23 protein-coding genes are annotated in these 26,446 nt (G+C 63.9%); 9 read left to right on the top strand and 14 right to left on the bottom strand.

Going from position 1 to position 26,446, the window contains the following annotated elements; all coding sequences use genetic code 11:
* Window positions 1-21 precede the first annotated feature (21 nt).
* The 3 genes from cobA to J2X54_RS23220 are packed head-to-tail and all read left to right on the top strand — an operon-like array spanning window position 22 to window position 2,369.
* Window positions 22-783, top strand: coding sequence for a uroporphyrinogen-III C-methyltransferase (cobA, locus tag J2X54_RS23230; protein WP_310184195.1), 762 nt, complete (start codon window positions 22-24; stop codon window positions 781-783).
* 53 nt (window positions 784-836) lie between these two features.
* The gene (locus tag J2X54_RS23225) at window positions 837-1,580 is read left to right on the top strand and encodes a hypothetical protein (protein WP_070245766.1); all 744 of its coding nucleotides are present in this window, start codon (window positions 837-839) and stop codon (window positions 1,578-1,580) included.
* A 21-nt stretch (window positions 1,581-1,601) separates the two neighbouring features.
* Window positions 1,602-2,369 carry a glutaminyl-peptide cyclotransferase gene (locus J2X54_RS23220; RefSeq protein WP_310184193.1) on the top strand — a complete coding sequence of 256 codons (768 nt, stop codon included), beginning with the start codon at window positions 1,602-1,604 and terminating at the stop codon, window positions 2,367-2,369.
* A 179-nt stretch (window positions 2,370-2,548) separates the two neighbouring features.
* On the opposite strand, the gene J2X54_RS23215 is transcribed toward J2X54_RS23220, so the two are convergent.
* The 3 genes from J2X54_RS23215 to lptF are packed head-to-tail and all read right to left on the bottom strand — an operon-like array spanning window position 2,549 to window position 5,223.
* Complete coding sequence (locus J2X54_RS23215) at window positions 2,549-2,917, bottom strand: CbiX/SirB N-terminal domain-containing protein (protein ID WP_310184191.1); 369 nt, start codon at window positions 2,915-2,917, stop codon at window positions 2,549-2,551.
* Complete coding sequence (gene lptG / locus J2X54_RS23210; protein WP_070245763.1) at window positions 2,918-4,087, bottom strand: LPS export ABC transporter permease LptG; 1,170 nt, start codon at window positions 4,085-4,087, stop codon at window positions 2,918-2,920.
* Window positions 4,084-5,223 (bottom strand): LPS export ABC transporter permease LptF, encoded by a 1,140-nt coding sequence (lptF, locus tag J2X54_RS23205; protein ID WP_310184189.1) that lies wholly within the window; start codon window positions 5,221-5,223, stop codon window positions 4,084-4,086. The genes lptG and lptF overlap by 4 nt, the downstream gene beginning before the upstream one ends.
* Window positions 5,224-5,346: 123 nt before the next feature.
* Between lptF and J2X54_RS23200 the strand changes: the two genes are divergently transcribed.
* Window positions 5,347-6,840 (top strand): leucyl aminopeptidase, encoded by a 1,494-nt coding sequence (locus J2X54_RS23200; protein ID WP_070245761.1) that lies wholly within the window; start codon window positions 5,347-5,349, stop codon window positions 6,838-6,840.
* 58 nt (window positions 6,841-6,898) lie between these two features.
* Here the strand turns inward: J2X54_RS23200 and J2X54_RS23195 are convergent, their stop codons facing one another.
* The 3 genes from J2X54_RS23195 to J2X54_RS23185 are packed head-to-tail and all read right to left on the bottom strand — an operon-like array spanning window position 6,899 to window position 7,931.
* The gene (locus J2X54_RS23195; protein ID WP_229255186.1) at window positions 6,899-7,351 is read right to left on the bottom strand and encodes a hypothetical protein; all 453 of its coding nucleotides are present in this window, start codon (window positions 7,349-7,351) and stop codon (window positions 6,899-6,901) included.
* 59 nt (window positions 7,352-7,410) lie between these two features.
* Window positions 7,411-7,599, bottom strand: coding sequence for a DUF1653 domain-containing protein (locus tag J2X54_RS23190; RefSeq protein WP_070245783.1), 189 nt, complete (start codon window positions 7,597-7,599; stop codon window positions 7,411-7,413).
* A gap of 38 nt (window positions 7,600-7,637) precedes the next feature.
* Entirely contained in the window at window positions 7,638-7,931 is a 294-nt protein-coding gene (locus J2X54_RS23185; RefSeq protein ID WP_229255185.1) for a hypothetical protein, read from the bottom strand.
* Between the two features lie 554 nt (window positions 7,932-8,485).
* On the opposite strand from J2X54_RS23185, the gene xth reads away from it, so the two are divergent.
* Entirely contained in the window at window positions 8,486-9,250 is a 765-nt protein-coding gene (gene xth, locus J2X54_RS23180) for an exodeoxyribonuclease III (protein WP_310184213.1), read from the top strand.
* Between the two features lie 9 nt (window positions 9,251-9,259).
* Here xth and J2X54_RS23175 read toward each other — a convergent pair whose 3' ends face one another.
* The 7 genes from J2X54_RS23175 to prpB all read right to left on the bottom strand — a co-directional run bounded on the left by J2X54_RS23175 (window position 9,260) and on the right by prpB (window position 19,539).
* On the bottom strand, window positions 9,260-11,422 hold the full coding sequence (locus J2X54_RS23175) for an EAL domain-containing protein (RefSeq protein WP_310184188.1): 2,163 nt from the start codon (window positions 11,420-11,422) through the stop codon (window positions 9,260-9,262).
* Between the two features lie 148 nt (window positions 11,423-11,570).
* Complete coding sequence (locus J2X54_RS23170; RefSeq protein WP_070245759.1) at window positions 11,571-13,247, bottom strand: cation acetate symporter; 1,677 nt, start codon at window positions 13,245-13,247, stop codon at window positions 11,571-11,573.
* Window positions 13,244-13,552 (bottom strand): DUF485 domain-containing protein, encoded by a 309-nt coding sequence (locus J2X54_RS23165; RefSeq protein ID WP_070245781.1) that lies wholly within the window; start codon window positions 13,550-13,552, stop codon window positions 13,244-13,246. Before J2X54_RS23165 ends, J2X54_RS23170 begins: the two co-directional genes overlap by 4 nt.
* A 98-nt stretch (window positions 13,553-13,650) precedes the next feature.
* The gene (gene prpF / locus J2X54_RS23160; RefSeq protein WP_310184187.1) at window positions 13,651-14,838 is read right to left on the bottom strand and encodes a 2-methylaconitate cis-trans isomerase PrpF; all 1,188 of its coding nucleotides are present in this window, start codon (window positions 14,836-14,838) and stop codon (window positions 13,651-13,653) included.
* Window positions 14,839-14,843: 5 nt separating this feature from the next.
* A complete protein-coding gene (acnD, locus tag J2X54_RS23155) occupies window positions 14,844-17,441 on the bottom strand; it encodes a Fe/S-dependent 2-methylisocitrate dehydratase AcnD (protein ID WP_310184212.1) in 2,598 nt (865 codons plus the stop codon).
* Between the two features lie 35 nt (window positions 17,442-17,476).
* Window positions 17,477-18,628, bottom strand: coding sequence for a 2-methylcitrate synthase (prpC, locus tag J2X54_RS23150; protein ID WP_070245758.1), 1,152 nt, complete (start codon window positions 18,626-18,628; stop codon window positions 17,477-17,479).
* Window positions 18,629-18,654: 26 nt separating this feature from the next.
* The gene (gene prpB / locus J2X54_RS23145; RefSeq protein ID WP_310184186.1) at window positions 18,655-19,539 is read right to left on the bottom strand and encodes a methylisocitrate lyase; all 885 of its coding nucleotides are present in this window, start codon (window positions 19,537-19,539) and stop codon (window positions 18,655-18,657) included.
* Window positions 19,540-19,691: 152 nt separating this feature from the next.
* Here prpB and prpR point away from each other — a divergent pair, with 152 nt between their 5' ends.
* The 4 genes from prpR to J2X54_RS23125 all read left to right on the top strand — a co-directional run bounded on the left by prpR (window position 19,692) and on the right by J2X54_RS23125 (window position 24,455).
* On the top strand, window positions 19,692-21,386 hold the full coding sequence (gene prpR / locus J2X54_RS23140; RefSeq protein ID WP_310184185.1) for a propionate catabolism operon regulatory protein PrpR: 1,695 nt from the start codon (window positions 19,692-19,694) through the stop codon (window positions 21,384-21,386).
* Between the two features lie 413 nt (window positions 21,387-21,799).
* Window positions 21,800-22,669 (top strand): alpha/beta hydrolase, encoded by an 870-nt coding sequence (locus tag J2X54_RS23135; RefSeq protein ID WP_310184184.1) that lies wholly within the window; start codon window positions 21,800-21,802, stop codon window positions 22,667-22,669.
* A 17-nt stretch (window positions 22,670-22,686) separates the two neighbouring features.
* On the top strand, window positions 22,687-23,727 hold the full coding sequence (locus J2X54_RS23130) for a histidine kinase (protein WP_310184182.1): 1,041 nt from the start codon (window positions 22,687-22,689) through the stop codon (window positions 23,725-23,727).
* Complete coding sequence (locus J2X54_RS23125; RefSeq protein WP_310184181.1) at window positions 23,724-24,455, top strand: response regulator; 732 nt, start codon at window positions 23,724-23,726, stop codon at window positions 24,453-24,455. The genes J2X54_RS23130 and J2X54_RS23125 overlap by 4 nt, the downstream gene beginning before the upstream one ends.
* Before the next feature lie 9 nt (window positions 24,456-24,464).
* On the opposite strand, the gene J2X54_RS23120 is transcribed toward J2X54_RS23125, so the two are convergent.
* Window positions 24,465-26,417 (bottom strand): FtsX-like permease family protein, encoded by a 1,953-nt coding sequence (locus J2X54_RS23120; protein ID WP_310184179.1) that lies wholly within the window; start codon window positions 26,415-26,417, stop codon window positions 24,465-24,467.
* Window positions 26,418-26,446: the final 29 nt, after the last annotated feature.

Below are 26,446 nucleotides of genomic sequence, written 5' to 3'. Positions count from 1 at the left end.
AGCCAACCAAGGATTACAGCAATGCCAACTCTCGGAAAAGTCTACCTGATCGGCGCCGGTCCCGGCGCCCAGGACCTCATGACACTGCGCGGTGCGCGCCTCCTGGCGCAAGCCGACGTGGTGCTGCACGACGCCCTGGTCACGGCCGAGATGCTGGAGCTGTGCCCGCAAGCCGAAAAAATCCTGGTCGGCAAACGCTGCGGCCAGCTCTCCAGCGCCCAGCAGTTCATCAACAAGCAGCTGGTCGATCACGCCCACAAGGCCGCCGTGGTGGTGCGCCTGAAAGGCGGCGACCCGATGCTGTTCGGCCGCGCCGACGAGGAATTGCGGGCGCTCGAGGAAGCCGGTATCGAGGTGGAAGTCGTCCCCGGCATCACCACCGCGCTCGCTGCCGCTGCCACCACCAGGCAGCCACTGACCAAGCGCGGTGTCTCGCGCAGCGTGGCCTTTTTCACCTCGTCCACCGCACCCGACGAGCGCGAACACGATGCGATTCCAGATGCCGATACCCTGGTGCAGTACATGGGCGGGCGCGAGGCGATCGCCACCGCGCAGCGCCTGCTCGATGGCGGCCGCCGCCCCGATACGCCGGTGATCGTGATCGAAAACGTCAGCCGCGCCGACCAGCGCATCCGCCGCATGACCATCGCCGCCATGGCCCACGGCCTGGGTGAAGCACATGGCCCGGTGCTGGTCATGATCGGCGACGCCATGCAAACGCGTAGCCACCAGCAGCTCGAAAGCCGGATCAGCGACGCAATACAGCAACAGCTCCGCGCCTAACTTTCCCAAAATTGTGAGAATATCCACTCTTACCCACAGTGTCAGAGGCAGCAATGGATAATGTTCACGACATCCTGGACCGTGCGTTTAACGCGCACTCGGCCGGCCAGTTCGACGCCGCGCTGCAGGATTACACCTGGCTGTTCGATGCTACCTCGGAGCGCGACTCGGACGTGGCGCCGCTGCGCTTGTCCTACGTGCTCAATGCCTGGGCCAAGCTGGCCGAGGAATACCTGCCCGCGCGCCAGGCGCTGGTCGCCCTGCGCGAGCGCGATAGCGAGCGGCTGCTGGCAGGAGATGGCAGCGATATCGAAGGTGACTCGGTTCTGTTCAACGACGTGCGCGCCATCAACGACAAGCTGGGCGACGCCCAGCACACGTACCAGCTGTTCCAGCGCCTGCCAGCAAGCCTGGCCCGCGAATGCGCCAACTCGGCGCTGCCGTCGATGATGGCCTGCGGCGACTTCACACTGGCGCACACCTACCTGCCGCATCCTGACGCCCACCTGGGCGACTACGCGGCCGAAGTGAGCGCCCACGTGGCCACGCTTGACCTGCTGTCCGACGCCGGCATGTCCGAGCTGCTGGCCACCGTCTACAACTACATGACCGAAGTGCGGCTGATCCTGGAACTGCTCGAAGGCTATGGCGACCACGCTGCCGCCACCCGGCTGCGCCAGCAAGCCGCAGCCCTGGTCACCTCGGCCGAAGCGCGCGCCTGCATCGACGCCGAATTCGCCCACCCCGGCACCACCCTCGACGCCATGGTCGAGCTGCAAAACGCCGCACTCATTTAACGCATTTTACGAACAAGCACAGTGAACCAGAACCGCGTTTCCCTCTTCCTATGCTCGGCGCTGATATCGACATCCGCCGCAGCCGCGATCCCTACCTACGACTTCAAGATCGTCCACAGCTACCCGCACGACGCCCAGGCGTTCACTCAGGGTTTGCTGTACCGCGACGGTTTTTTGTACGAAAGCACGGGCCTGAACGGCAAGTCCACCATCCGCAAGGTGCAGCTGGAAACGGGCAAGGTACTGCAAAGCCGCGACATTCCGGCGCAATATTTCGGCGAGGGCATGACCGACTGGAACGACACGCTGGTGAGCATCACCTGGCGCTCGCAGACCGGCTTCGTGTTCGATCTCAAGACGTTCGAGCCGAAGGGCGACTTTGCCTACCCCGGCGAAGGCTGGGGCCTGGCGCAAAACGGCAAGGAGCTGGTGCTCAGCGACGGCAGCAACACGCTGCGCTTCCTCGACCCGAAAACCTTCCTCGAAGTGCGGCGCGTGAAGGTGACGGCCGACGGCATCGCAGTCGATCAGCTCAACGAGCTGGAAGTGGTGGGCGACGAAATCTTCGCCAATGTCTGGCAGACCAACACCATTGCCCGCATCGACCAGAAGACCGGAAAAATCACCGGCTGGATCGACCTGGGCAAGCTGTATGCGGAAGCCGGCAAAGGCCCGGCAGCCGACAATGTCCTCAACGGCATCGCGTACGACGCCGCCAAAAAACGCCTGTTCGTCACCGGCAAGCTCTGGCCCAAGCTCTACGAAGTCAAGCTAATTCCGCGTCACTAATTAAAAGGCCGCTGCAGGGCTGCCAGAGCGAGGCGTAGCGACGCAGACAGTGCGCCAGCACGGCAAGGAGCTACAACGAAGCGCTGGCTGCCCTGAAGCGGCCAGCGCGAGGTGTAGCGATGCAGACAGTGCGCCAGCACGGCAGGGAGCTACGAAGCGCTGGCTGCCCTGAAGCGGCCTTAGAGCGAGTTGACGCAGTAGTTCGTTAGCGCATTCAATACCGCCGGATCTTCGCCGGCCGCCCCCACCACCTTGAACGACAGCTGCGGATGATCGATGCGCAGCTGCTCCACCATCAGCGGCAGGTCGCGCAGCACGTGGCCACCCTGCCCCAGGAACACCGGCACCACAGTCACGTCCGCAATGCCTTGCGTGGCCATGTCCGCCACCATCTCGGGCAGGCGCGGCTCCATCAGTTCGAGAAATGCCAGCTCCACCCGCACCTCGGGCAGGCGCGTGCGCGTGAGGTCGCGCAGCCGTTCGAACGGTGCGGCCCAGGAGGCGGCGCGGGCACCGTGGGCAAATAAGATCAGGGCTTGCTTGGTCATCTAATGTCTTTCCACCCACCATAGCGCACCGAGCGCCAGGAATAGGTATATCAAGCTGGGGGCCAGCGCCGTCAGGAATGCGGGCCAGGTACTGAGCACGCCAAGGTGCGAGAACAGGGTGTTTACCAACAGGAAGCTCACGCCGATCATGATGCCGACGAAAATCTTCAGGCTCACGCCACCGCTACGCGTGTGCAGGTAGCCGAACGGCAGCGCCAGCGCCATCAATACGAAAATGGCCAGCGGGTCGAACAGCTTTTTCCAGAAGGCGATCTTGAAGCGCTCGGTCTCCTGGCGGTTTTCCTGCAGGTGGCGCGTGTAGACCAACAGCTCGTTGGCCGACATGCGATCGGGATCGGCGCCCGACACCGCCAGGATGCGCGGCGTGATCTCGGAGATCAGGTCCTTGGTGGCGCTGTGGCGCGTTTCGATCAGGCTCGACTCCTGGCCGAAGTTGTTCTCCAGGTTGGCGATCATGCCCGGCTTGAGCAGTGCCGGATTGGTGAAGATGTTTTCGGTGACGTCCGTGAGCAGCCAGTTGTTCTTGCCCTGGAAGGTGCCGCGCTTGGCGGCGGTGATGGAACGCAGGCGGAAGTTGTTATCGAACTCGTAGAGCTTGACGTCCACCAGCGCACCGTCGGGCCGCACTTCGCGCACGTTGAAAAAGCGCGAGCCGATCACGGTGCCGGTCATGCCCTCGGACTTGACGATGTCCTTGGTCCACAGGCCGGAACGGAACTCGGACGAAATCGCCGCCCCGCGCGAATTGAGCTTGATGGTGTCGGCAATCGGCGCGGTGCGCGGCGTGATCAGCTCACCGAAAATGAAGGTGATGATCACCAGCACGATGCCGATCTTGGCCAGCATCCAGCCCACCATGCCGGTGGACATGGACGCCGCGCGCATGATGGTGAACTCGGAGGTGGCCGCAAACTGCGCCATGATGTAGATGGTGCCGATCAGCGACGCCACCGGCATCACCCGGTATACATAGCCGGGTATGCGTGCGGCCACGTACAGCAGCGCGTATTGCAAGGTGTAGCCGTTCTTGCCGACCGAGCGCAGTTCGCCGGTGAGGTCGAGGAAGGCTTGCAGCAGCAAAAACGCCACCAGCACGAAGGCAACCGCCTGCAGGATCGAGACGGCAAAATAGCGTTGCAGGATTTTCATGGCGAGACGGCCTTGTTGTCGGCGCCATTGCGCGAGCGTTTCATCGCCGCCAGCATGGCCAGCGGATGGTAAGGGTGATTCAGGTTCAGACGCCAGGCGAACATGGCGAGCACCACCAGCGCGGTGACCAGGTGCAGCGGCCACCAGCCCAGCGCGAACGATATTTTACCGCCCTGGACCACGCCTTCCATCAGCTTGACCAGGTTGTTATACGAGAAGAAGATCAGCAGCGCGATGATCAGGTTGGCCGAGCTGCCCGCGCGCGGATTGACAAAACCCAGCGGTATCGCCAGCAGCACCAGCAGCAAACAGGTGAGCGGCGAGGCGATGCGCGACAGCAGTTCGGCGCGGCCGGAGGTGCTGGTGTCGGCAAACAGCGCCATGGTCGGAATGGCGTCGGTGTCGCTGTCGGGGTCGAGCTCCTGCGACTGGCTGGCCACGCGCATGCTGTAGCTTTCGAACTCCATGGTCTGGAAGTCGGACTGACCCGGCACGCCCTGGTAGCGGCGGCCGTTCTTGAGCACCAGGTAGCGTTCACCCTTGGCGCCGGTGCTGATCACGCCTTCGCGCGCGACGATGACGGCGGTGCCGCGTTCATCGACGGTGTTGACGAACACGTTGTGCACCACCGAAGTGTCGCCGGCCACGCCTTCGACGAAGAAGATGCGGTTGGCCGAGGCCGATTCGCGGAACTGGCCGGGCGAGACTTTTTGCAGGTCTTCGCGCTTGGCGAAGCGTTCGACGTACTCAGAGCTTTTCTCCTTGGCCCACGGCGCGGCCACCAGGCTCAGTGCCCCGGTGAGCAGCACCATCGGGATGCCGAAGCTGAGCACCGGCCAGATCCAGCGCGTGAGGCTCAGGCCCGAGGCGAACCACACCACCATTTCGGAATCGCGGTAGCTGCGAGTGACCACCATCAGCACCGAGATAAAGCTGGTGAGGATCAGGATGGTGGGCAGATAATTGATGGTCGCGAACATGATCAGCGCCAGCACGTCGCCGGAATCGACTTTGCCGCCGGCGGCCTTGCCGAGGATGCCGATCAGGGTCCAGGTCACGCTGACGCTGAAGAGCACCGTGAAGCTGGTGCCGGCCGCAGCGGCCATTTCTCGTCTTAGGGCGCGTTGAAAAATCATTCGAAGTTTATAATTGGTGGTTATGGCCGTGTTATAGCTTCTACAGGGCCAAAAAATTAAAAGTAACAGCCTGGCCGAACACCTCGAGCAGACTGGAAATTCGCATACGTCACGGAGAATCAAATGGACTTTAGCATAAAAGCATTCGACACCAAGAACACCATCGCCTCGGCAAAAGCCGGCGTAGTGGCTGTCGCGGTCTTCGAGAACAAAAAGCTGTCGCAAGCCGCCAAGGCCCTCGATGGATCCGGTGAAATCTCGGCTGCGCTCAAGTCCGGCGACATCACCGGCAAGGCCGGCACCACCCTGCTGCTGCGCGGCGTGCAAGGCGTGGCCGCCGAGCGCGTGTTGCTGGTAGGCCTGGGCAATGAAGAAGCTGTGAGCGAGAAAAGCTTTGCCAGCGGCGTGTCGGCCGCCATCAAGGCCTTCGGCGCCCTGGGCGCGAGCGACGCTATTATCGCACTGCCGATGACCGAAGTGAAAGAGCGCGACGTCAATTGGGCGATCCGCTGCGTAGTCCAGACCGGCCACGAAACCGTGTTCCGCACCGACGGCCAGAAGAGCAAGAAGGATCCGGCGCCGGCAGGCGTGAAAAAGGTCGCGCTGGCCGTGCCCTCCACCACCGAAACCAAGCTGGCGCTGGCCCAGGCCGTGGCGATCGCCAACGGCATGGACCTGACCAAGGAACTGGGCAACCTGTCGGCCAATATCTGCACTCCTACCTACCTGGCCAACACCGCCAAGAAGCTGGGCAAGGACTATAAATTCGACGTCGAAGTGCTGGACCGCAAACAGCTCGAAGCGCTGAAAATGAACAGCTTCCTGTCGGTGACCAACGGCAGCGAGCAGCCGCCGAAGTTCATCATCATCAAGCACATGGGCGGCAAGGCCAAGGATGCGCCGGTGGTGCTGGTCGGTAAAGGCATCACCTTCGACACCGGCGGCATTTCGCTCAAGGCCGGTCCCGGCATGGACGAAATGAAGTACGACATGGGCGGCGCCGCCTCGGTGCTGGGCACCATGCGCGCTATCGGCGAGATGAACCTGAAGCTCAACGTCATCGGCGTAATCGCCAGTTGCGAGAACATGCCGTCGGGCCGCGCCACCAAGCCGGGCGATATCGTCTCGTCGATGAACGGCCTGACCATCGAGATCCTCAACACCGACGCCGAAGGCCGACTGGTGCTGTGCGACGCGCTGACCTACGCCGAGCGCTTCAACCCGGCCGTGGTGCTCGACGTGGCAACGCTCACCGGCGCCTGCATCGTGGCGCTGGGCCACCACAAGAGCGGCCTGTTTACGCGTGACGACGACGTCCACAACGCGCTGGCCGACGAGATCATGGCGGCCGGCAAAGCTGCCGGCGACACCGCGTGGCGCCTGCCGATCGGCGAAGAGTACAACGAGCAGTTGAAGTCCAACTTCGCCGATCTGGCCAATATCGGCAGCCCGGGCGGCGCGTCGTGCACGGCGGCGGCGTTCCTCGAGAACTTCACCCGCAAGTACACCTGGGCGCACCTGGACATCGCCGGCACGGCCTGGAAATCGGGCGGAGCCAAAGGTGCCACCGGCCGTCCGGTGCCGCTGCTGTCGAACTTCCTGATCAACCGGGCGTAAGCCGCACGACCAGGCGGGGTCGGAACCTTGGCAGGGTCCGACCCCAGGCAGCAAGAGTTCAGTACAACGTCACGCCGGCAGCAGGCGGCGGCAATTCGTCGCGCTCCTCGGTCGGCCGCATGATGACCGTCAGAGTTGATGGGAAATCGTAGCCGGCGCCGGTGTTCTGGTCGATGAAGTAACCGACGCCGGCAGTCAGGATCAGGTTGCCCCACAGGTTGCCATTGGGCTTGGGATCGACACGCTCGTACGCCCAGCCCGCCCCCTCCTTCTTGCAGTCGATCCGCAATGGTGCCGAGCTCTTGCGCAAGGTCACCCGGCCGGGCGTAGTGACGAACCATTTGCCGGCGTCGTTGTACAGCACGCAACCCACGCCGCCGATCTGGCGATGGTCGAGCACGGTTTGCACCAGCACGGTTTGTTCGGTGGATTCGCTCAGCGATGCGCAACCGGCACTGCCTGACATGGCCAGTGCGGCAGCGACGATGCGTGCGGTAGGACGGAAAACCATGGTCTGTCTCGGTAATGGATACCGGGACAGTGTAGCAAGGCTAATGAAGGTTGATTCTCTTAATCAAGAGGCGTAAAGCGTTGCACTTTGACGCCATCAACCTCGATCACCTCGAAAAACACGGCGGCTGGCCGGCACCAGATCGATCCATCCGCTGCGCGGTAAACGATCATGGTGCTCAGATCGGCTTCCAGAGTGGCCTCGCACACCAGTTCGTACAGGCCACCTTTATAGTGCCGGTAACGCACCGGTGTCATGCCAGTCACACTCGTCACGTTCGGCACACTCAGGCGCTTTGCGTGGCGGCAGCCTTGGTGGCGGCAGGTGCTCGCTCTTCAGCTTGCTCCTGCTGCTTTTTCTTGAGGCCGTTGACAACCTTCAGGATGTCGTCCATGCCACCCTGGCCGCCCAGCGACGAGAATGCGTCGAGCACCTCGTTGAGCACCTGGTTGCGCACGGCAGCTTCGTCCTGGCTCACTGCCGGGACGCGTTGCAGCGCCTCGGCGGCACGCTTTTCGGCCGCGGCGGCTTCTTTTTGCGCAGCGGTCTTGCGGCCGCCAGGCGTTTTACCATGTTCCAACGCAGCTTGCCAGATCACCCAGCGACGTTGCGTTTCGAAAACCAGATACTCTTCCGGTTTGTCTTCTCGACGACGAACGATATGTCCGTCGCGTTGTGCCCATGCCTCAAATGCAGCTCGCATTTTTATTCCTTTGTAAATGCGCTACGCGCAATTCACTGTTAAAACTACAAGATATTTCCGTATAGTACCATTTATTGCATCACCCCAATAACCACTATAGTAGATTATTGCTGTACTGAGGTTGCTCATTGGCAACACTAGTTTTGACTTAATTTTGTAACAGTATATTTCTTATTTGCTATTCTGTCTCGCGCACGAATTCAATTTTGATAACTAGGAGACAGATTTGGCAATTTCCACAGCATTTCACAATTTCTGCAACATTTTAGGCGCTGGAGACAATATTGCGAAGTGTTATTCCACGATTTCTCTGAAAAATCGCCACTATTGGTATCAACCTGGCCGCCTCATCTGTTAAATCCGATTGCGGTAAGATGCGTCTTTGGCTCCGCGCCCCTGCTGCATCAATTCTTCAAGGACATTAACTAGTGATAAAATTAGCTACATGGAATGTTAACTCACTGAACGTAAGACTGCCGCACGTTATGACATGGCTAGAGGCAAATCCCACGGATGTGCTCTGCATACAGGAAACAAAATTAACTGACGACAAGTTCCCGTTCGCCCAGATCGAGGCTGCCGGCTACCACGTGGCGTACGCCGGGCAAAAAACTTATAACGGTGTGGCTATTTTGTCAAAGCTGCCTATCACCGATGTAGTCAGGAACAATCCGCTATTGGACGATCCGCAACAACGCATCCTGGCGGCAACCATCGGCGGCATGCGCATTGTCTGCGCGTACGTGCCCAATGGCCAAAGCGTGGGTTCCGAAAAATACCAGTACAAGATGGGCTGGCTCGACGCCTTCCATGCATGGATCAGCCAGGAGGCGGCGCAACACCCGCAGCTGGCGGTGCTGGGCGACTACAATATCGCGCCGGAAGACCGCGACGTGCACGATCCCGCTGCATGGGAAGGCGAGGTGCACGTATCGGAACCGGAGCGCGCTGCCTTGCGGCGGCTGCTCGATATCGGCCTGGCCGATGCCTTCCGCCTGTTCGAACAGCCGGAAAAATCTTACAGCTGGTGGGACTACCGTGGACTGGGCTTCCGCCTGAACAAGGGCCTGCGCATCGACCACATCCTGCTGTCGCCGGCGCTGGCGCAGCGCTGCACCGCCTGCGTCATCGACCGCACCCCGCGCAAGTGGGAGCAGCCGTCCGATCACACACCAGTGATTGCCACGATCGAATAAACCGCTAGGTTATACGCCAGCCAGCACCGCATCGCGGCGCGGCAGCAGCAGCCGCGCCTCTTCGTGCGACGCCGGTTCGGAAAACAGGAAACCCTGGGCGAACTGGCAGCCGTTGCGCTGCAAGAGCGCATACTGGCCTTCGTTCTCCACCCCTTCCGCCACCACCGACAGCTGCAGGCTGCCCGACAAGGCGATGATGGCCGCTACGATGGCGCGGTCCTCGGCGCTGTTGGCCAGATCCTTGATGAACGCCCGGTCGATCTTGATCTTCTTGACCGGAAAGCGCTTCAGGTAGGCCAGGCTGGAATAGCCGGTGCCGAAATCGTCAATCGACAGGCGGATACCCATGGCGTTGATCTGCTCGAGAATTTCCTGGGTCTGTTCGCCATGCTGCATCAGCGCGGTCTCGGTGATCTCGAATTCCAGCAGCGCCGGATCGATGCCGGTCTCGTCGAGAATGCGCCGCACCGAGGCCACCAGGCCGCCATGCATGAACTGGCGCGCCGACAGGTTGACTGCCAGCGGTACAGGCATGAAACCGGCGCGCAGCCACGCCATGCTTTGCTCGCAGGCCTGGCGGATCACCCACTCGCCGATCGGCACGATCAGTCCATTTTCCTCGATGATGGGAATGAAGCAGTCGGGCAGCACCAGATCCTGCTCGTTACGGCGCCAGCGCAGCAGTACCTCCATCGCGTGCAGACGGCGTGTGCCGATGTCCATGATGGGCTGGTAGGTCAGCGAGAACTGGTCGCGCGCGAGCGCGTTGCGCAGGTTCGATTCGAGCTCGAAATGCTGGGCTGCCGCCTCGTTCATCACCGGCTGGAAGTACTTATAATTGTTCCTGCCGGTGGCCTTGGCATGATACATCGCAGTGTCCGCGTTGCGCATCAGCGTGGCGACATCGGCGCCATCGTCGGGATAAATGCAGATGCCGATCGACGGCGTGATGTGCAGGTGGCGGCCTTCGAGCGGAAAGCTCTCGTCGAGCGCGGCAATGATCTGCTCGGCCACCGCGCTCGCCTCCCCCGCGCCGGCAATACCCGGCAAGAGCACCACGAACTCGTCGCCGCCCAGGCGCGCCACGGTATCGCTGGCGCGCACTGCGCAGCACAGGCGGTTCGCTACTTCCTTGAGCAGCTGGTCGCCGGTCATGTGGCCGAGCGAATCGTTGATGGTCTTGAAGCGATCGAGGTCGATGAACATCATGGCCAGCTGGCGCTGCGAGCGCAGGGCGTTGAGCATGGCGCGGTCGAGCCGGTCCGACAGCAACGCGCGGTTCGGCAGGCCGGTCAGGCTGTCATGGTAGGCCATGTGGTGCACCCGGGCTTCGGCCTGGCGCCGTTCGATGATCTCGCCCTGCAGCAGGGCGTTGGCGCCGGCCAGTTCGGCGGTGCGCTCGAGCACCCGCACTTCCAGTTCATCGCGCGCGCGGCTCACCGCCTCGGCAGCCTCGCGGCGCGCGGTGATGTCATCCACCAGCCACACCGACCGGCCGCGCGGATGCGCCAGGTCGAACGGACGGCCGGACAGGCGCGCCCAGAACGCGGTGCCGTCGCGGCGTACCAGTTCGTACTCGGACACGTTGATGCGACCAGCCATGAAGTCGCGCATGGTCTCGGCACGCGCCGCCTGCCAGGCCGCCTTGTCGGCATAAAAGGCCTGCACACTGAGGTTGTTCATGCCGCCCGGCGGGTAGCCGAACAGCTCTTCCATCTTGGTGTTGCAGTGCAGGTTACGGCCCTCCTCCACCACCGAGATGCCGAGCACCGCGCTATCGAGGATGGCCTGGTTTTCCAGCAGCGCGTTGTGCAGCGCGCGCTGGTCGCGTCGCACGTCGCTGATGTCGTTGAAGACGATGGTGGCGCCCTCGATATCGGCGCCGGCCGGCAGCGGCTTGACCCAGGCCTGGACCGCAAAATAGTGGCCGCTGGCGGGCGTCAGGTAAGTATCCCAGCGTGCACCGGGCGTGGCGGTGGCCAGGCGGGCCACGCTGGCCTCGCGCACATGGAGCGTAAACAATTTATCCACGCCCAGGCCGCACGGGTCGCGCCCGAGCAAAGTCACCAGTTCTGCGTTGGCAGCCATGACCGTGCCGTCCACGCCATAAGCGCAAGCGGGGACGCCGATCAGCGCCAGCGCGCCGGCGACAAAATCCGTATTGGTCAGCATAAGGCCCCTGAGAAATCGATAAACATGACAACTTATTATTGTTAGTTGACAGATGTTAAACCATCTTCAGGGCTTTGGGGGGCATAAAACGACAATGCCCGGTAAAAACCGGGCATTGTCGTGACAAGCTTGCTACTTTCTCGCTACATCAGTGGCCGCTGGCGCCTTCTGCGCCGATACCGGTTTCCGAACGCACGGTCTGGGCTTCGAAGCCGTCGCGGTCGATGCGGGCACGCGGGCCTTTATCGGTGATCGAGAACAGCCAGATGCCGACGAAGCCGACGATCATCGAGAACAGTGCCGGCGAAGCGTAAGGGAACAGTGGCTCGGCCTTGCCGAACACGTCCACCCACACCGATTTCGACACCACGGTCAGTCCCACCGCCGTGAACAGGCCGAGGAAACCGCCGACCGTCGCGCCACGGGTGGTGCAGTCTTTCCACAGCACCGACATGAACAGGACCGGGAAGTTGGCCGAGGCAGCAATCGCGAACGCGAGCGACACCATGAACGCGATGTTCTGCTTCTCGAACACGATGCCCAGCACCACGGCGACAATACCGAGGGCGATGGTGGTCATTTTCGAGACGCGCAGTTCGTCGGCGCCGGTGGCCTTGCCCTTCTTGATCACGGTGGCGTAGATGTCGTGCGATACCGCCGATGCGCCCGACAGGGTCAGGCCGGCAACCACCGCCAGGATGGTGGCGAAGGCCACGGCCGAAATGAAGCCGAGGAAGACGTCGCCGCCGACCGCTTTGGCCAGGTGCACCGCCGCCATGTTGTTACCGCCCAGGAGCTTGCCCGCCGCATCCTTGAATTCGGGATTGGTGCCCACCAAAACGATGGCGCCGAAACCGATGATGAAGGTCAGCACGTAGAAGTAGCCGATCCAGGTGGTGGCCCACAGTACCGACTTGCGTGCTTCTTTCGCATTCGGGACGGTGAAGAAGCGCATCAGGATATGCGGCAGGCCGGCAGTACCGAACATCAGCGCCATGCCGAACGAGATCGCCGAAATCGGATCCTTGATGAACGTGCCCGGGCCCATGATGGCGTCCTTGTTGGCGTGGACTTCCACGGCCTTGGCGAACAGTTTTTCAGGGCTGAAGCTGAACTGCGCCAGTACCGCCAGCGCCATGAAGCTGGCGCCGCCCAGCAGCATCACCGCCTTGATGATCTGCACCCAGGTGGTGGCGGTCATGCCGCCGAACAGCACGTAAATCATCATCAAGGTACCAACCAGCACGACCGCGATCCAGTATTCGAGACCGAACAGCAGTTTGATCAACTGGCCGGCGCCGACCATCTGCGCGATCAGGTAGAACGCCACCACGACCAGGGTGCCGGAGGCAGCGAAAATGCGGATCGGCTTTTGCGCGAAACGGTAAGCGGCAACGTCGGCAAAGGTGAAGCGGCCCAGGTTGCGCAGGCGCTCGGCCATCAGGAAGGTAATCACCGGCCAGCCGACCAGGAAGCCGATGGCGTAGATCAGGCCATCGTAACCGTTGAGGAACACGGCGGCGGAAATACCGAGGAACGATGCGGCCGACATGAAGTCGCCGGCAATCGCCAGGCCGTTCTGGAAGCCGGTAATGCCGCCGCCGGCGGTGTAGAAGTCGGCGGCCGACTTGGTCTTGGCGGCAGCCCACTTGGTGACCCACAGCGTAAACAGCACGAAGACGCCGAACATGGCGATCGCGGTCCAGTTGGTGGCCTGCTTGGTGGCCTGGCCCAGGTCGCCGCCGGCAGCGTACACGACGCCGCTGACTGCTGCGCCGATCAGGGCGGAGGCGACGATCGCCAGTTGACGGTTCGAGGCGCTCATGCTTTCACCCGTGCGGCGATGGCGGTGGTCAGATCGTCGTATTCGCGGTTGGCGCGACGCACGTAGATGCCGGTGATGATGACGGTGAAGACGATCACGAACAGGCCGATCGGCATGCCCCAGGTCATCACGCCATCGCCGGTCCTGGAAGCGAGCAGCTCTTTGTCGAACGCGATCAGGAGGATGTAGCCGTAATAGACCACCATCATCATCGCGGTAAGGATCCAGCCGAACCGGGAGCGCGCCTTGACCAGTTTATGGTAATTGGGGTCGGCTTTGATTTTTTGAACCAAATCGTCTTGCATCATCTGTCTCCATTTATTGAGGAACCTGCCCATTTAGCTGAGCTTGAGCCCACAATAAGCTGCGAGACTTACCGCTGGCTTACACGCGCTCCGATAGACTAAGCTCTGACCCAACCTTCCATCAGGATGCGCGCGCTGCGGCTCATCACCGCTTTGACCACGCGCCACTGGCCGTCCTGCTGCACGGCTTCGGCGCCCACGCGCAAGGTGCCCGACGGGTGGCCGAAGCGCACCACGTGGCGCTCGCCGCCGCCGGCCGCCAGGTTGGCCAGCGTACCGGGAATGGCGGCTGCGGCGCCGATGGCCACTGCGGCGGTACCCATCATGGCGTGGTGCAGTTTGCCCATCGAGAGCGCGCGCACCAGCAAGTCGATATCGCCCGCTGCCACCTGCCTGCCGCTTGACGCCACGTAGGGCGCCGGCGGCGCCACGAAAGCCACTTTGGGGGTGTGCTGGCGTTGCGCGGCCTGCTCCAGGGTGGCCACGAGGCCCATGCGCACGGCGCCGTGCACACGGATGGTTTCGAACATGGCCAGCGCGCGCGCGTCGCCATTGATCGCGTCTTGCAGTTCGGCGCCGGTGCAGCCCACCGCCTGCGCCTCGATGAAGATGGTGGGTATGCCGGCGTTGATCATGGTGGCGCGCAGCGTGCCGATGCCTGGCACTTCGAGGTCGTCGATCAATTGGCCGGTGGGGAACATGGCGCTGCTGGTGCTGTTAGCACCGGCGCCCTCCTCGTCTGCCGCCGGATCCATGAATTCGAGCACCACCTCGGCCGCCGGAAAGGTCACGCCATCGAGCTCGAAGTCGCCCAGCTCCTGCACCTGGCCGCCCGTCATCGGGATATGGGCGATGATGGTCTTGCCGATATTGGCCTGCCAGATGCGCACCACGGCCACGCCGTCGTGCGGCACGCGCGCGGCATCCACCAGCCCGGCCTGGATCGCGAACGCACCGACGGCTGCCGACAGGTTGCCACAGTTGCCGCTCCAGTCAACGAACGGGCGGTCGATGGCGACCTGGCCGAACAGGTAATCGACATCGTGATCGGCTTTGGTGGCCGGCGCCACGATCACCGCCTTGCTGGTGCTCGAGGTGCCGTTGCCCATGCCGTCGATCTGCTTGCCGTAGGGGTCGGGGCTGCCGATTACGCGCAGCAGCAGCGCATCGCGCGCAGCACCGGGTACTTGGGCAGCGGGCGGCAAATCCTGCAGGCGGAAGAATACCCCCTTGCTGGTACCGCCACGCATATAGGTGGCGGGGATTCTGGTCTGTTGGTTCATCATGCGGCCTATGCGGTTTTATGCTGTTGCAGGAAATCCTGGGCGAAGCGCTGCAGCACGCCACCCGCTTCGTAGATCGACACTTCTTCCTGGGTGTCGAGCCGGCAGATCACCGGTGTTTCCACCCGCTCTCCGCTGCGGCGGTGGATCACCAGCGTGAGCATGGCGCGCGGCGTACGCGCGCCCACCACGTCGTAGGTCTCGGTGCCATCCAGCGCCAGCGTCAGGCGGTTGACGCCTGGCGTAAATTCCAGCGGCAGCACGCCCATGCCCACCAGGTTGGTACGGTGGATGCGCTCGAAGCCCTCGGCGGCAATCGCTTCCACGCCGGCCAGGCGCACGCCCTTGGCGGCCCAGTCGCGCGACGAACCCTGGCCATAGTCGGCGCCAGCGACCACGATCAGCGGCTGCTTGCGCTCCATGTACGATTCGATGGCTTCCCACATGCGCGTGACCGTGCCCTCTGGTTCCACCCGCGCCAGCGACCCGGCGATGACCTTGCCGGCGGCGTCGCGCACCATCTCGTTTTTCAGGGTGGGATTGGCAAACGTGGCGCGCTGCGCGGTCAGGTGGTCGCCGCGATGGGTGGCGTAGGAATTGAAGTCCTCTTCCGGCAGGCCCATTTTTGCCAGGTACTCGCCGGCCGCGCTGTCGGCCATGATGGCGTTCGATGGCGACAGGTGGTCGGTGGTGATGTTATCGCCGAGCAGCGCCAGCGGCCGCATGCCGGTAAGCGACCGCGCGCCAGCCAGTGCCCCTTCCCAGTAGGGCGGGCGGCGGATGTAGGTGGTGTGCGGGCGCCAGTCGTACAGCGGGCTGACCGCCACGCCATCATCAGCCTCGCGGGCGAACATCGGGATGTACACCTTGCGGAACTGCTCGGGTTTCACGCTGGCCGCAACGACCGCATCGATCTCGGCGTCGGACGGCCAGATGTCGGCCAGTTTGACCGGACAGCCGCCAGCGTCCACGCCCAGCACATCCTTTTCGATATCGAAGCGGATGGTGCCGGCAATCGCATACGCCACCACCAGCGGCGGCGAGGCCAGGAAGGCCTGCTTGGCATACGGGTGGATGCGGCCGTCGAAATTGCGGTTGCCCGACAGGACGGCGGTGGCGTACAGGTCGCGCTCTATCACCTCCTGCTGGATGCTTGGCTCGAGCGCGCCCGACATGCCATTGCACGACGTGCAGGCGTAAGCGACCACACCAAAGCCCAGTTGTTCGAGTTCGGCCATCAGCCCGGCCGCTTCCAGGTACAGCGTGACGGTCTTGGAACCGGGCGCCAGCGACGACTTGACCCACGGCTTGCGCGTAAGGCCCCGCGCATTGGCGTTACGGGCCAGCAGGCCGGCGGCGATCATGTTGCGCGGGTTGTTGGTGTTGGTACAACTGGTAATGGCCGCGATGATGCAGGCGCCATCGGGCATCAGGCCCGGTTCGTTTTCCACCACGCCGCTGATGCCACGGGCGGCGAGTTCGGACGTCGGCACGCGGCTGTGCGGGTTCGACGGTCCGGCGATATTGCGCACCACCGACGACAAGTCGAACGTCAACACGCGCTCGTACTGCGCAGTGGCCAGCGCGTCGGCCCACAGGCCAGTCTCTTTCGCATAGGTTTCCACCAGCTTGACCGTGTCTTCATCGCGGCCGGTCAGGCGCAAATACTTGATCGTCTGCTCGTCGATGTAGAACATGGCGGCGGTGGAGCCGTATTCGGGCGCCATATTGGAAATCGTGGCGCGGTCGCCCAGCGTCAGGTGGGCGGCGCCTTCGCCGAAGAACTCCAGGTACGACGACACCACTTTCTGTTTGCGCAAAAATTCGGTCAGCGCCAGCACGGTGTCGGTGGCGGTGATGCCGGGGCCGGGCTTGCCGGTCAGTTCCACGCCGATGATGTCGGGCAGGCGCATCCACGAGGCGCGGCCCAGCATCACGCTTTCCGCTTCCAGGCCGCCGACGCCGATGGCGATCACGCCGAGCGCATCGACCATCGGCGTGTGCGAGTCGGTGCCGACCAGGGTGTCGGGAAAGGCCACGCCGTCCTGGGCCTGGATCACCGGCGACATGCGCTCGAGATTGATCTGGTGCAGGATGCCGTTACCGGGCGGGATCACATCGACGTTCTTGAACGCCTTCTTGGTCCAGTCGATGAAGTCGAAGCGGTCTTCGTTGCGGCGGTCTTCGATGGCGCGGTTCTTGGCAAAGGCATCGGGATCGAAGCCGCCGCATTCCACCGCCAGCGAATGATCGACCACCAGCTGGGTGGGCACCACCGGGTTGACCAGCGCCGGGTCGCCGCCTTGCAGGGCGATGGCGTCGCGCAGGCCGGCCAGGTCCACCAGCGCGGTCTGGCCGAGGATGTCGTGGCAGACCACGCGGGCCGGGAACCATGGAAAATCGAGGTCGCGGCGGCGCTCGATCAGTTGCGCCAGCGAGGCATCGAGCGTGGCGGGGTCGCAGCGGCGCGCCAGGTTTTCGGCCAGCACGCGCGAGGTGTACGGCAGCCCGTCCCAGGCGCCCGGTTGAATCGCCTCGACAGCGGCGCGCGCGTCGAAGTAATCGAGCGCGGTGCCGGGTAGCGGCTTGCGGAACTGCGTGTTCATCGCGATGCTCATGGATTTGCTCATCGATTTGCTCATCATGCACGGTCCTCGATCGGCACGAATTGCAGGTCTTCGGGACCGACATAGTTGGCGGACGGGCGAATGATCTTGTTGTCGATGCGCTGCTCGATCACGTGCGCGGCCCAGCCCGACGTGCGCGAGATGACGAACAGCGGGGTAAACATCGCGGTCGGCACGCCCATCATGTGGTACGACACGGCCGAGAACCAGTCCAGGTTGGGGAACATCTTTTTCACGTCCCACATCACGGTTTCGAGCCGCTCGGCGATGTCGAACATTTTCATCGAGCCGCCGTCCTGCGACAGCTGGCGCGCCACTTCCTTGATCACCACGTTGCGCGGATCGGAAATCGTGTATACGGGATGGCCGAAGCCGATCACCACTTCCTTGTTGGCCACGCGGTTGCGGATGTCCGCTTCCGCTTCGTCGGCGTTTTCGTAGCGCTTCTGTATCTCGAACGCGAACTCGTTGGCGCCGCCGTGCTTGGGACCGCGCAGCGCGCCGATGGCGCCGGTAATGGCCGAGTGCATGTCGGAACCGGTGCCGGCGATCACGCGGCCGGTAAAGGTGGATGCATTAAATTCGTGTTCGGCGTACAGGATCAGCGACGTGTGCATGGCGCGCACCCAGCTCTCGGGCGGCTTGAAGCCGTGCAGCAGGTGCAGGAAGTGGCCGCCGATCGAGTCGTCGTCGGTTTGCACCTCGATGCGCTTGCCATTATGGCTGTAATGGTACCAGTACAGCAGCATCGAGCCGAACGACGCCATCAGGCGGTCGGCGATGTCGCGCGCACCCGGCACGTTATGGTCGTCCTTCTCCGGCAGCACACAGCCCAGTACCGAGGCGCCGGTGCGCATCACGTCCATCGGGTGGGCCGCTGCCGGCAAGGCTTCCAGCGCGGATTTGACTGCCTGCGGCAGGCCGCGCAGCGAGCGCAGCTTGGCCTTGTAGCCACGCAGCTCGCCGTCGTTGGGCAGCTTGCCGTGCACCAGCAGGTAGGCGATTTCCTCGAACTCGCTGGTGGTGGCCAGGTCAAGGATGTCGTAGCCGCGGTAGTGCAGGTCGTTGCCGGTCTTGCCGACCGAGCACAGCGCCGTGTTACCGGCAGCGACGCCGGACAGGGCGACGGATTTTTTGGGTTTGAAGGTGGTGGTGGTATCGGACATGATGGTCTCCTGAGATCCGTAAACGATTATTTTTTTTGCGCGGCAAACAGGGCGTCGAGCTTCTGTTCGAAGCTGTGGTAATTGATCCGTTCATACAGCTCGGCGCGCGTCTGCATGGTATCGAGCACGTTCTGCTGGGTGCCGTCGCGGCGAATCGCGCCATAGACGTTTTCGGCCGCCTTGTTCATGGCGCGGAACGCCGACAGCGGGTACAGCACCAGGCCCACGTCGGCGTCGCGCAGCTCGTCCACCGTAAACAGCGGGGTGGAGCCGAACTCGGTGATATTGGCCAGCACCGGCACCTTGACGGCGGCGGCGAACTGCTTGTACATCTCGAGACTGATCATCGCTTCGGGGAAGATCATGTCGGCGCCCGCCTCCACGCATGCGACGGCGCGGGCAATCGCCGCGTCCAGCCCTTCGACGGCCAGCGCGTCGGTGCGGGCCATGATCACGAACTGGTCGTCGGTGCGCGCATCGACGGCGGCGCTCACGCGGTCCACCATCTCCTGCTGCGAGACGATTTCCTTGCCGGGCCGGTGACCGCAGCGCTTGGCGCCTACCTGGTCTTCGATGTGCATGGCGGCGGCGCCGGCCTTGATCATGGTCTTGACGGTGCGCGCGACGTTGAAGGCCGAAGCGCCAAAGCCGGTGTCGGCATCGACCAGGAGTGGCAGGTCGCACACGTCGGTGATGCGGCGGATGTCGGTGAGCACGTCGTCCAGGCTGGAGATGCCGAGGTCGGGCAAGCCCAGGGAGCCGGCCGCCACGCCGCCGCCCGACAGATAGATGGCGCGGAAACCGGCGCGCTTGGCCAGCAAGGCGTGGTTGGCGTTGATGGCGCCGACCACCTGCAACGGCGATTCTTCTTGCACAGCCTGGCGGAACGCGGCGCCTGCGGAATAACTCATGGATGACCTTTCAATGTTGCGGTGAAGTTGTTCAACATACTGCAAACGCCGTGCCACCGTTTCGATCTTTAAAAATCAAGCACTTAGAGAATTTTAATGTTTCATAAACGTTTCACTCTGAAACATCGAAACGGATGCACTACAATTGCAACATGCGCCCCTCACCTTCCCTGCCGCTCGACCCCGACGATAAACCGGTGATCTGGACCGTTTCCGTCTCGCGCCTGTCCGACCTGTTCCGCCACATCACGCTCGAATACGACAACCGCGCCACCATCGAACAGATCCACCTCGGCTTCGACGACGCCGTGCGCCATATTCGCGCGCGCCTGGCTACCGAGCGCTGCGACGCCGTGATCGCTGCCGGCTCCAACGCCGCCTACCTGCGCAGCCGGCTGTCGGTACCGGTGGTCGTGGCCCGCTTCAGTGGTTTCGATGTATTGCAGGCGCTGGCGCGGGCGCGGCGCGTGTCGCCGCACGTGGGCATCGTCACCTACCAGGAGCGGCTGCAGGAACTGGCCGAGTTCACCGCCACCTTCGACATCGACGTGGCGCAGCGCACCTATGTGACCGAGGAAGATGCCCGCGACCAGGTCAACGATCTGAAGGCGGCCGGCATCAAGGCCATCGTCGGCGCTGGCCGCATTACCGACCTGGCCGAGGAAGCGGGATTGACCGGCGTGTTCGTGTATTCGGCGGCGTCGGTGCGCCATGCCTTCGACGACGCGCTGGAATTGGCACGCCTGACCCAGCTCGAAGCGAGCCGGGGCCGCGCGCGTGGCGCCGGTTTCAGCACCGGCGCGGCGGCCGACACCCTGCGCGCGCGCCATGGCATCACCGACCTGCGCGGCGAATCGGCTGCCATGGAAACCGTGCGCCAGACGGTGGTGCTGTACGCGAAATCGCCGGCCACGGTATTGATCTTTGGCGAGACCGGCAGCGGCAAGGAACTGGCTGCCCAGGCCATCCACAACGAGGGCCCGCGCCGCCTGGGGCAGAACCGGCCCTTCGTGGCGGTCAACTGCGGCGCCATTGCCGAGTCGCTGCTGGAATCGGAGCTGTTCGGCCATGAAGAAGGTGCATTTACCGGCGCACGGCGCGGCGGCCACGCCGGCCTGTTCGAGGCTGCCAACCACGGCACCCTGTTCCTCGATGAAATCGGCGAAATGCCGCTCACGCTGCAAACGCGTTTATTACGAGTGCTGGAAGAACGGCAGGTAGTGCGGGTGGGCGGCACCCGGCCGATAAGCGTCGAGGTGCGCATCATCAGCGCCACCCACTGCGACCTGGAACAGCGCGTGCGCGATGGCCGCTTCCGCGCCGACCTGTTCTACCGGCTGGCGGTGCTGCGGCTGACGCTGCCGCCGCTGCGCGCGCGGCCCGGCGACGTGACAGCGCTGGCCGAGTGGTCGCTCAAACATGCGCTGGCGTCGCTGGGCGCCAGGCCGCATCCCAACCTGCGCGCCGAGATGGCCGCCTGCGCGCCGCTGCTGCAAGCATACGCCTGGCCCGGCAACGTGCGCGAGCTGCGCAACCTGGCCGAACGCCTGGCACTATTCCTGGCGGCCGAGCCGCTGCAGGCGCTCACACCCGCGTTCATCGTGGGCGTGGCGCCGGAGCTGGGCGGCCACGCCGGTGTTGGCGCCGGTGGCGCTGCTACCGGCGCCACTGCATCGTCGCCCGGCATCGGCCGCGCGCACCGCGACACGGCCAGCGCAACAGAGGTGCTGGCCCGCTTCGACGGCCGGCGCGACGCCGCTGCCGACTACCTGGGCATCAGCCGCACCACGCTATGGCGCCGGCTACGTGCCGAGGCTGACAACCAGGAGCAGCTGCAACGCGATTAGCGACATCGGCGCACCAACCGCAAACGCTGTGAGCCCCGGAGCCTGACCTTAATGCCGTTAAGTTAAGCTCCGCATATCCGTCGTACCCGCGCAGGCGGGTACCCAAGTTCTGCGAAATTCGCCGAAATGCCCGCCAAATTGGGTCCCCGCCTGCGCGGGGACGACGTTTTTAAGCAAACAAATTTAAGACTTTTCGCTTAACTTAACGGCATTAGAGCCTGACCTAGCCTCCAGAGCAAGGCGCGCCGACGAAGACAGTACGAACGTAGGCGAGGAACTGCAACGCAGCTATGGAGGCTATGTCAGTGCTCGTAGCCGCTCATCATCTGCCAGCGACCGCTCATCCGCCAGCGGTCGCCGCGCGCCGACCCCGCCGCTAACATGGTTCCACTCACTCACCACGGAGAAATACCATGTCCTTGCCCCGCATCGTTGCCACCCTCGCCGCCAGCCTGCTGCTCGCCTCATCCGCAATCGCCGCCCCCACCACCGCCTTCAAGGTCGACGTCACGGGCAATGCCAGCGGCACACCGATGATCCTGATCCCGGGCCTGTCGTCAGCGGGCGCGGTATGGGACGGCACCGTCAAACGCTATTGCGGCGCGCGCCGCTGCCACGTGCTGACCCTGGCCGGCTTTGCTGGCGTGCCTGCCATCGATGCGCCGCTGCTGGCCACCGCCGAACAGCAACTGAGCGAGTACATCGCCGCCAACAAGTTGCAGCAGCCGGTCATCGTCGGTCACAGCCTCGGTGGCTTCCTGGGGTTGAAACTGGCTGCCGACCATCCGGACCAGGTAGGCCGCCTGGTCATCGTGGACAGCCTGCCGGCACTGGCCGCCATCCAGATGCCGAGCATTACCGGTCCGCAGATGAAGGAAATGGCCGCCGGCATGCGCACCCGGATGCTGGGCATGGATGCCGCCACTTACAAGGCCGGCCAGCTGCAAACACTGCGCACCATGATCACCGGCGAAGCCGATGTACAGCGCGCACTGGTGTGGGGCCAGCAGTCAGACCGTACCACGGTCGCCAACGCGATGGCGGACCTGATGGCACAAGACCTGCGCCAGGAAGTCGCCCGCATCAAGGCCCCCACGCTGGTGATGGGCACCTGGATCGCCTATAAAAACTTCGGTACCCGTGACCAGTTCCTGCAGGGCTACCAGGACCAGTACCGCCAGCTGCCAGGCGTGAAAATCGAGCTGGCGGACAACGCCCGCCACTTCATCATGCTCGACGACCCGGACTGGATGTATGATCGCATCGACCAGTTTTTGAAATGAATGCACTGTAAATGCCCGTGACCGACCATCGCCCCCTGCCCGCCCGCCTGAACTGGTACTGGATCCTCCAGCTGGCCGGCTGGAACTTCCTGCCGCTGCTGATGGTGGCGATGACACCGAGCGCCGAGCGCACGCTGGCCGCGATCGCGATTGGCTACTGGGGTGTGACGGGCGGCCTGCTGATTTCCCACCTGTGGCGCCGGTTCCTCAAACGCCGCATTGACAACCGCGTGCGCGTGTCGTGGAGAACCATCGCCATCGCTTTGCCCTTGCTCAGCGCCGTGCACACGGCGATACAGACAGTCGGCTATTTCGTCATCAAGCCGTTCGGCGAGGTGCATGGCGCGGGGTGGCTGCCGGGGGCGCTGCTGTTCTGGTGGGGCGTGTACCTGGTCTGGAGCATCTTCTATATGCTCGTCGCCAACCTGCGCCGCAATGCCCGGCTCGAAGCGGAAGCGCTGCAACTGCAACTGAGCGCGAAAGAAGCCGAACTGCGCGCCTTGCAGGCGCAAGTCAATCCGCATTTTTTCTTCAACAGCATGAACAGCGTGCGCGCCCTGGTCTACCAGGACCAGGACGCGGCCGCGCAAATGATCGACCAGCTGGCCAGCGTGATGCGCTACGCGCTGCAATCGGGCCACCACGACACGGTGCCGCTGGGCGCCGAAATCGAGGCCGTACAAGCCTACCTGGCTATCGAGAAAATCCGCTTCGAGGAACGGCTGCGCATCGCCATCGATATCGGCCTGGGGCTCGAAGCCGTGCGCATCCCGCCCATGACCTTGCAAACGCTGGTGGAGAACGCCGTCAAGTATGGCGTGGAGGCCAGCGCCACCGGCAGCGACATCCGCGTCCAGGCCAGGCGCGGTAACGACCACGCGGTGCAGATCGAAATCGCCAACCACGGCGCCATTGCACCGTTTGCCGATTCCACCCGCGTGGGGTTGGCCAACACGCGCCAGCGGCTGGCGTTGATCCTGGGCGCGGGCGCCCGGCTCGACCTGACCGAGGACAGCGGCTGGGTGCGCGCCACCATGACCATCCCGGAGACACCATGACGCCATCAATGCGCGTGCTGCTGATCGACGACGAACGCCTCGCGCGCGCCGAATTGCGCCGCCTGCTGGCGGCGCACCCGCACGTGGAGATCGTCGGCGAAGCGGCCAACGCCGCCGAAGGCGTGCAGCAGATCGCTGCCTTGCAACCGGACCTGGTACTGCTCGACGTGCAAATGCCCGGTGGCAGCGGCTTCGACATGCTGGCCGCCCTCGACCACGCGCCGCAGGTGATCTTTACCACGGCCTTCGACCGCTACGCCTTGCAGGCCTTCGAAGTCAATGCGCTCGACTACCTGCAAAAGCCGATCCAGCCGGCGCGGATGGCGGCGGCGCTGCAACGGTGTGCGGCGCGGCAGCCAGCCATCGCGGCGCCGGGCGCCGGTGCCACGCCGGTCACCACACCGCCCAAGCTGTTCATCAAGGACGGCGAGCGCTGCTGGTTCGTGGCCCTGGACGACATCCGCCTGTTCGAGTCCGACGGCAACTACACGCGCACCTATTTCGACACGCATCGGCCCCTGATGCTGCGCTCACTGAGCCAGCTGGAAGAACGGCTCGACCCGCAGCGGTTCTTCCGCGCCAGCCGCCGCCACATCGTCAATCTCGGCTTCATCGAGCGGGTGACAGCCAATGAATCGGGCGGCCTCGATCTGACACTGCGCGATGGCATGGCGATCGAAGTCTCGCGCCGGCGCGCCGCTCAGTTCCGCAGCCTGACCAATTTTTGACGACGACCATCAGCCGCCCAGCACGTCCGCCGGCGCCATGCGCATGGCCACGCGCGCCTGGCGGGTGATCGCCAGCAGCGCCACCATCACAGTGATCATCAGCGACAGTAGCAAGGTCCAGTAGCCACCCGGCGCCTGCGCGACATAACCAGCGAGGTAGCGCTCGATGGCCAGCGCCGCCAGCGGCAAGCCGATGACAGCGGCCACCAGCACCAGCCCACCGGTCTCGCGCACTACCAGCAGGCCGATGTCGCTGCCACGCGCGCCGTGCAGCTTGCGCAGCACGATCTCCTTCGCCCGGCGTTGCACGGTGGTGGCCGACAGCACGTAGGTGCCGAAGGCGGCGATCGCCAGCGTGATGGCGGTGGCGATGACGAGCAGCGTGGACAACCGCGACTCGTCCGCGTAGTTCAGCGCCAGGATGTCACTGGCGCGCTGGGTACGCATGATGGCGTCCGAGAAGTAGCGCGGCCACAGCCCGCGCACCAGCGCCTCCACCTGCGGTGCCGGTACCGAAGCGCGCACGCTCAGCGCCACGCCGGCCGTCCATAATTCGTAGGCGGTGGCGCGCGGCGCTTCGCGCAGCGTATGAAAATGCAGATCGGGTGCAATGCCCACCACGCGCTTGCGCACGACCTTGCCGTCGAAATCGGTAAACAGCACCACTTGCCCGACCGCTGCATGCGGCGAGGCGAAGCCCAGGTCGCGGGTGGCAATCGCGTTGAGCACCACCGGCACCGGATCGTCTTCCTTGTCGCGTGCCGACTGGAACAGCCGGCCAGCTTGCGGAGCGATGCGATACAGTTCGAAGAAATTGGCGCTCACGCCTTTCATTTCCATGCCCGCGCCAGTCCCGCCTTCACGCCGCAGCTCGCGCGTCCAGGCCTGGTCGACCCGCCCCACCGGGTCTTCCGAAATGGCGATGCCCTGCACGCCCGGCTGCGCGGTCAGCGCGGCCATGAAGGCGCGCGCCGGTTCGCTGTAACGCACCGGCGCCGGCAGGTCGACAATGACGAACGGCGCCGGATCGAAACCCGGCGAGGCGCGCAGCGCGAACTCGGTCTGCCACGCCACGGCGGCCGTCACGCTTACAAAGCCCATGGCAATCGCCACCTGCGCGACTGTCAGTGCGCGGCGCCAGCGCGTGCTGGCTGCCGACTCGGTATCGGCGCGTCCGGCCAGTACCTGCGTGGGCAGCACGCGCATGGCGATCCACGCCGGGTAGAGTGCGGTGACCACGCCCAGCAAGGCGCCGAGCGCCAGCGCAGCAGCGATGTGCGGTAGCGACAGCAAGCCGGCGAGGTCGCGGTTCATCAGCAAGGCGAACTGCGGCAGCGCCAGCCACGCCAGCACCAGTCCCAGCACGGTCGCCACGACGGACACCGTCACTGACTCGGTCACGAACTGCAGCACGAGGCGGCGCGCGCCCGCGCCCAGCACCTTGCGCAGCGCCACCTCGCGCTGGCGACGCAGCACGCGGATGGTGGCCAGGTTGACGTAATTGATGGCCGCCAGCGCCAGCACCAGCAGCGCAATAGCCGCCAGTGCCGCAATCACCGCCGGGTTGGCGCGGTTACCCGGTTTGAACACGCGGTTGGGCTGCACCGCGTGGTCGAAGTAGGCAGCTCGCAGCGGCGTGACGCCGATGTCCATGATCTTGCGCCTGCCCAGGCGCGCCAGCGTTTCCGGTGGCACGTTGCGCAGGCTGGGCGCACGATCGACCGCCTGCTGCAATGTCGCGACGATGGCCGGCAACGAAGCGCCGGGCCGCACGCGGATCAGCACCTTGCCCATCCAGCCCTGCTGGCCGGTGAGCAGTTCGTCGCGCACCATCTGGTCGGTGAGCGTGGAGTTCACACCCAGCAGCGAGTCGAACGGCACCGTCGTGGTGGGCGGCGGCGTGCGCACCACCGCGCCCACGCGCACCGTCTTGCCCTCGGCCTGCATGGTGCGGCGTGCCACGGTGTTTTCACCGCCGCGAATGGCGTTTT

Source organism: Duganella sp. 3397, from assembly GCF_031456625.1.
Taxonomy (GTDB): domain Bacteria; phylum Pseudomonadota; class Gammaproteobacteria; order Burkholderiales; family Burkholderiaceae_D; genus Rugamonas; species Rugamonas phyllosphaerae.
This window is presented reverse-complemented; position numbering and strand designations above follow the sequence as displayed.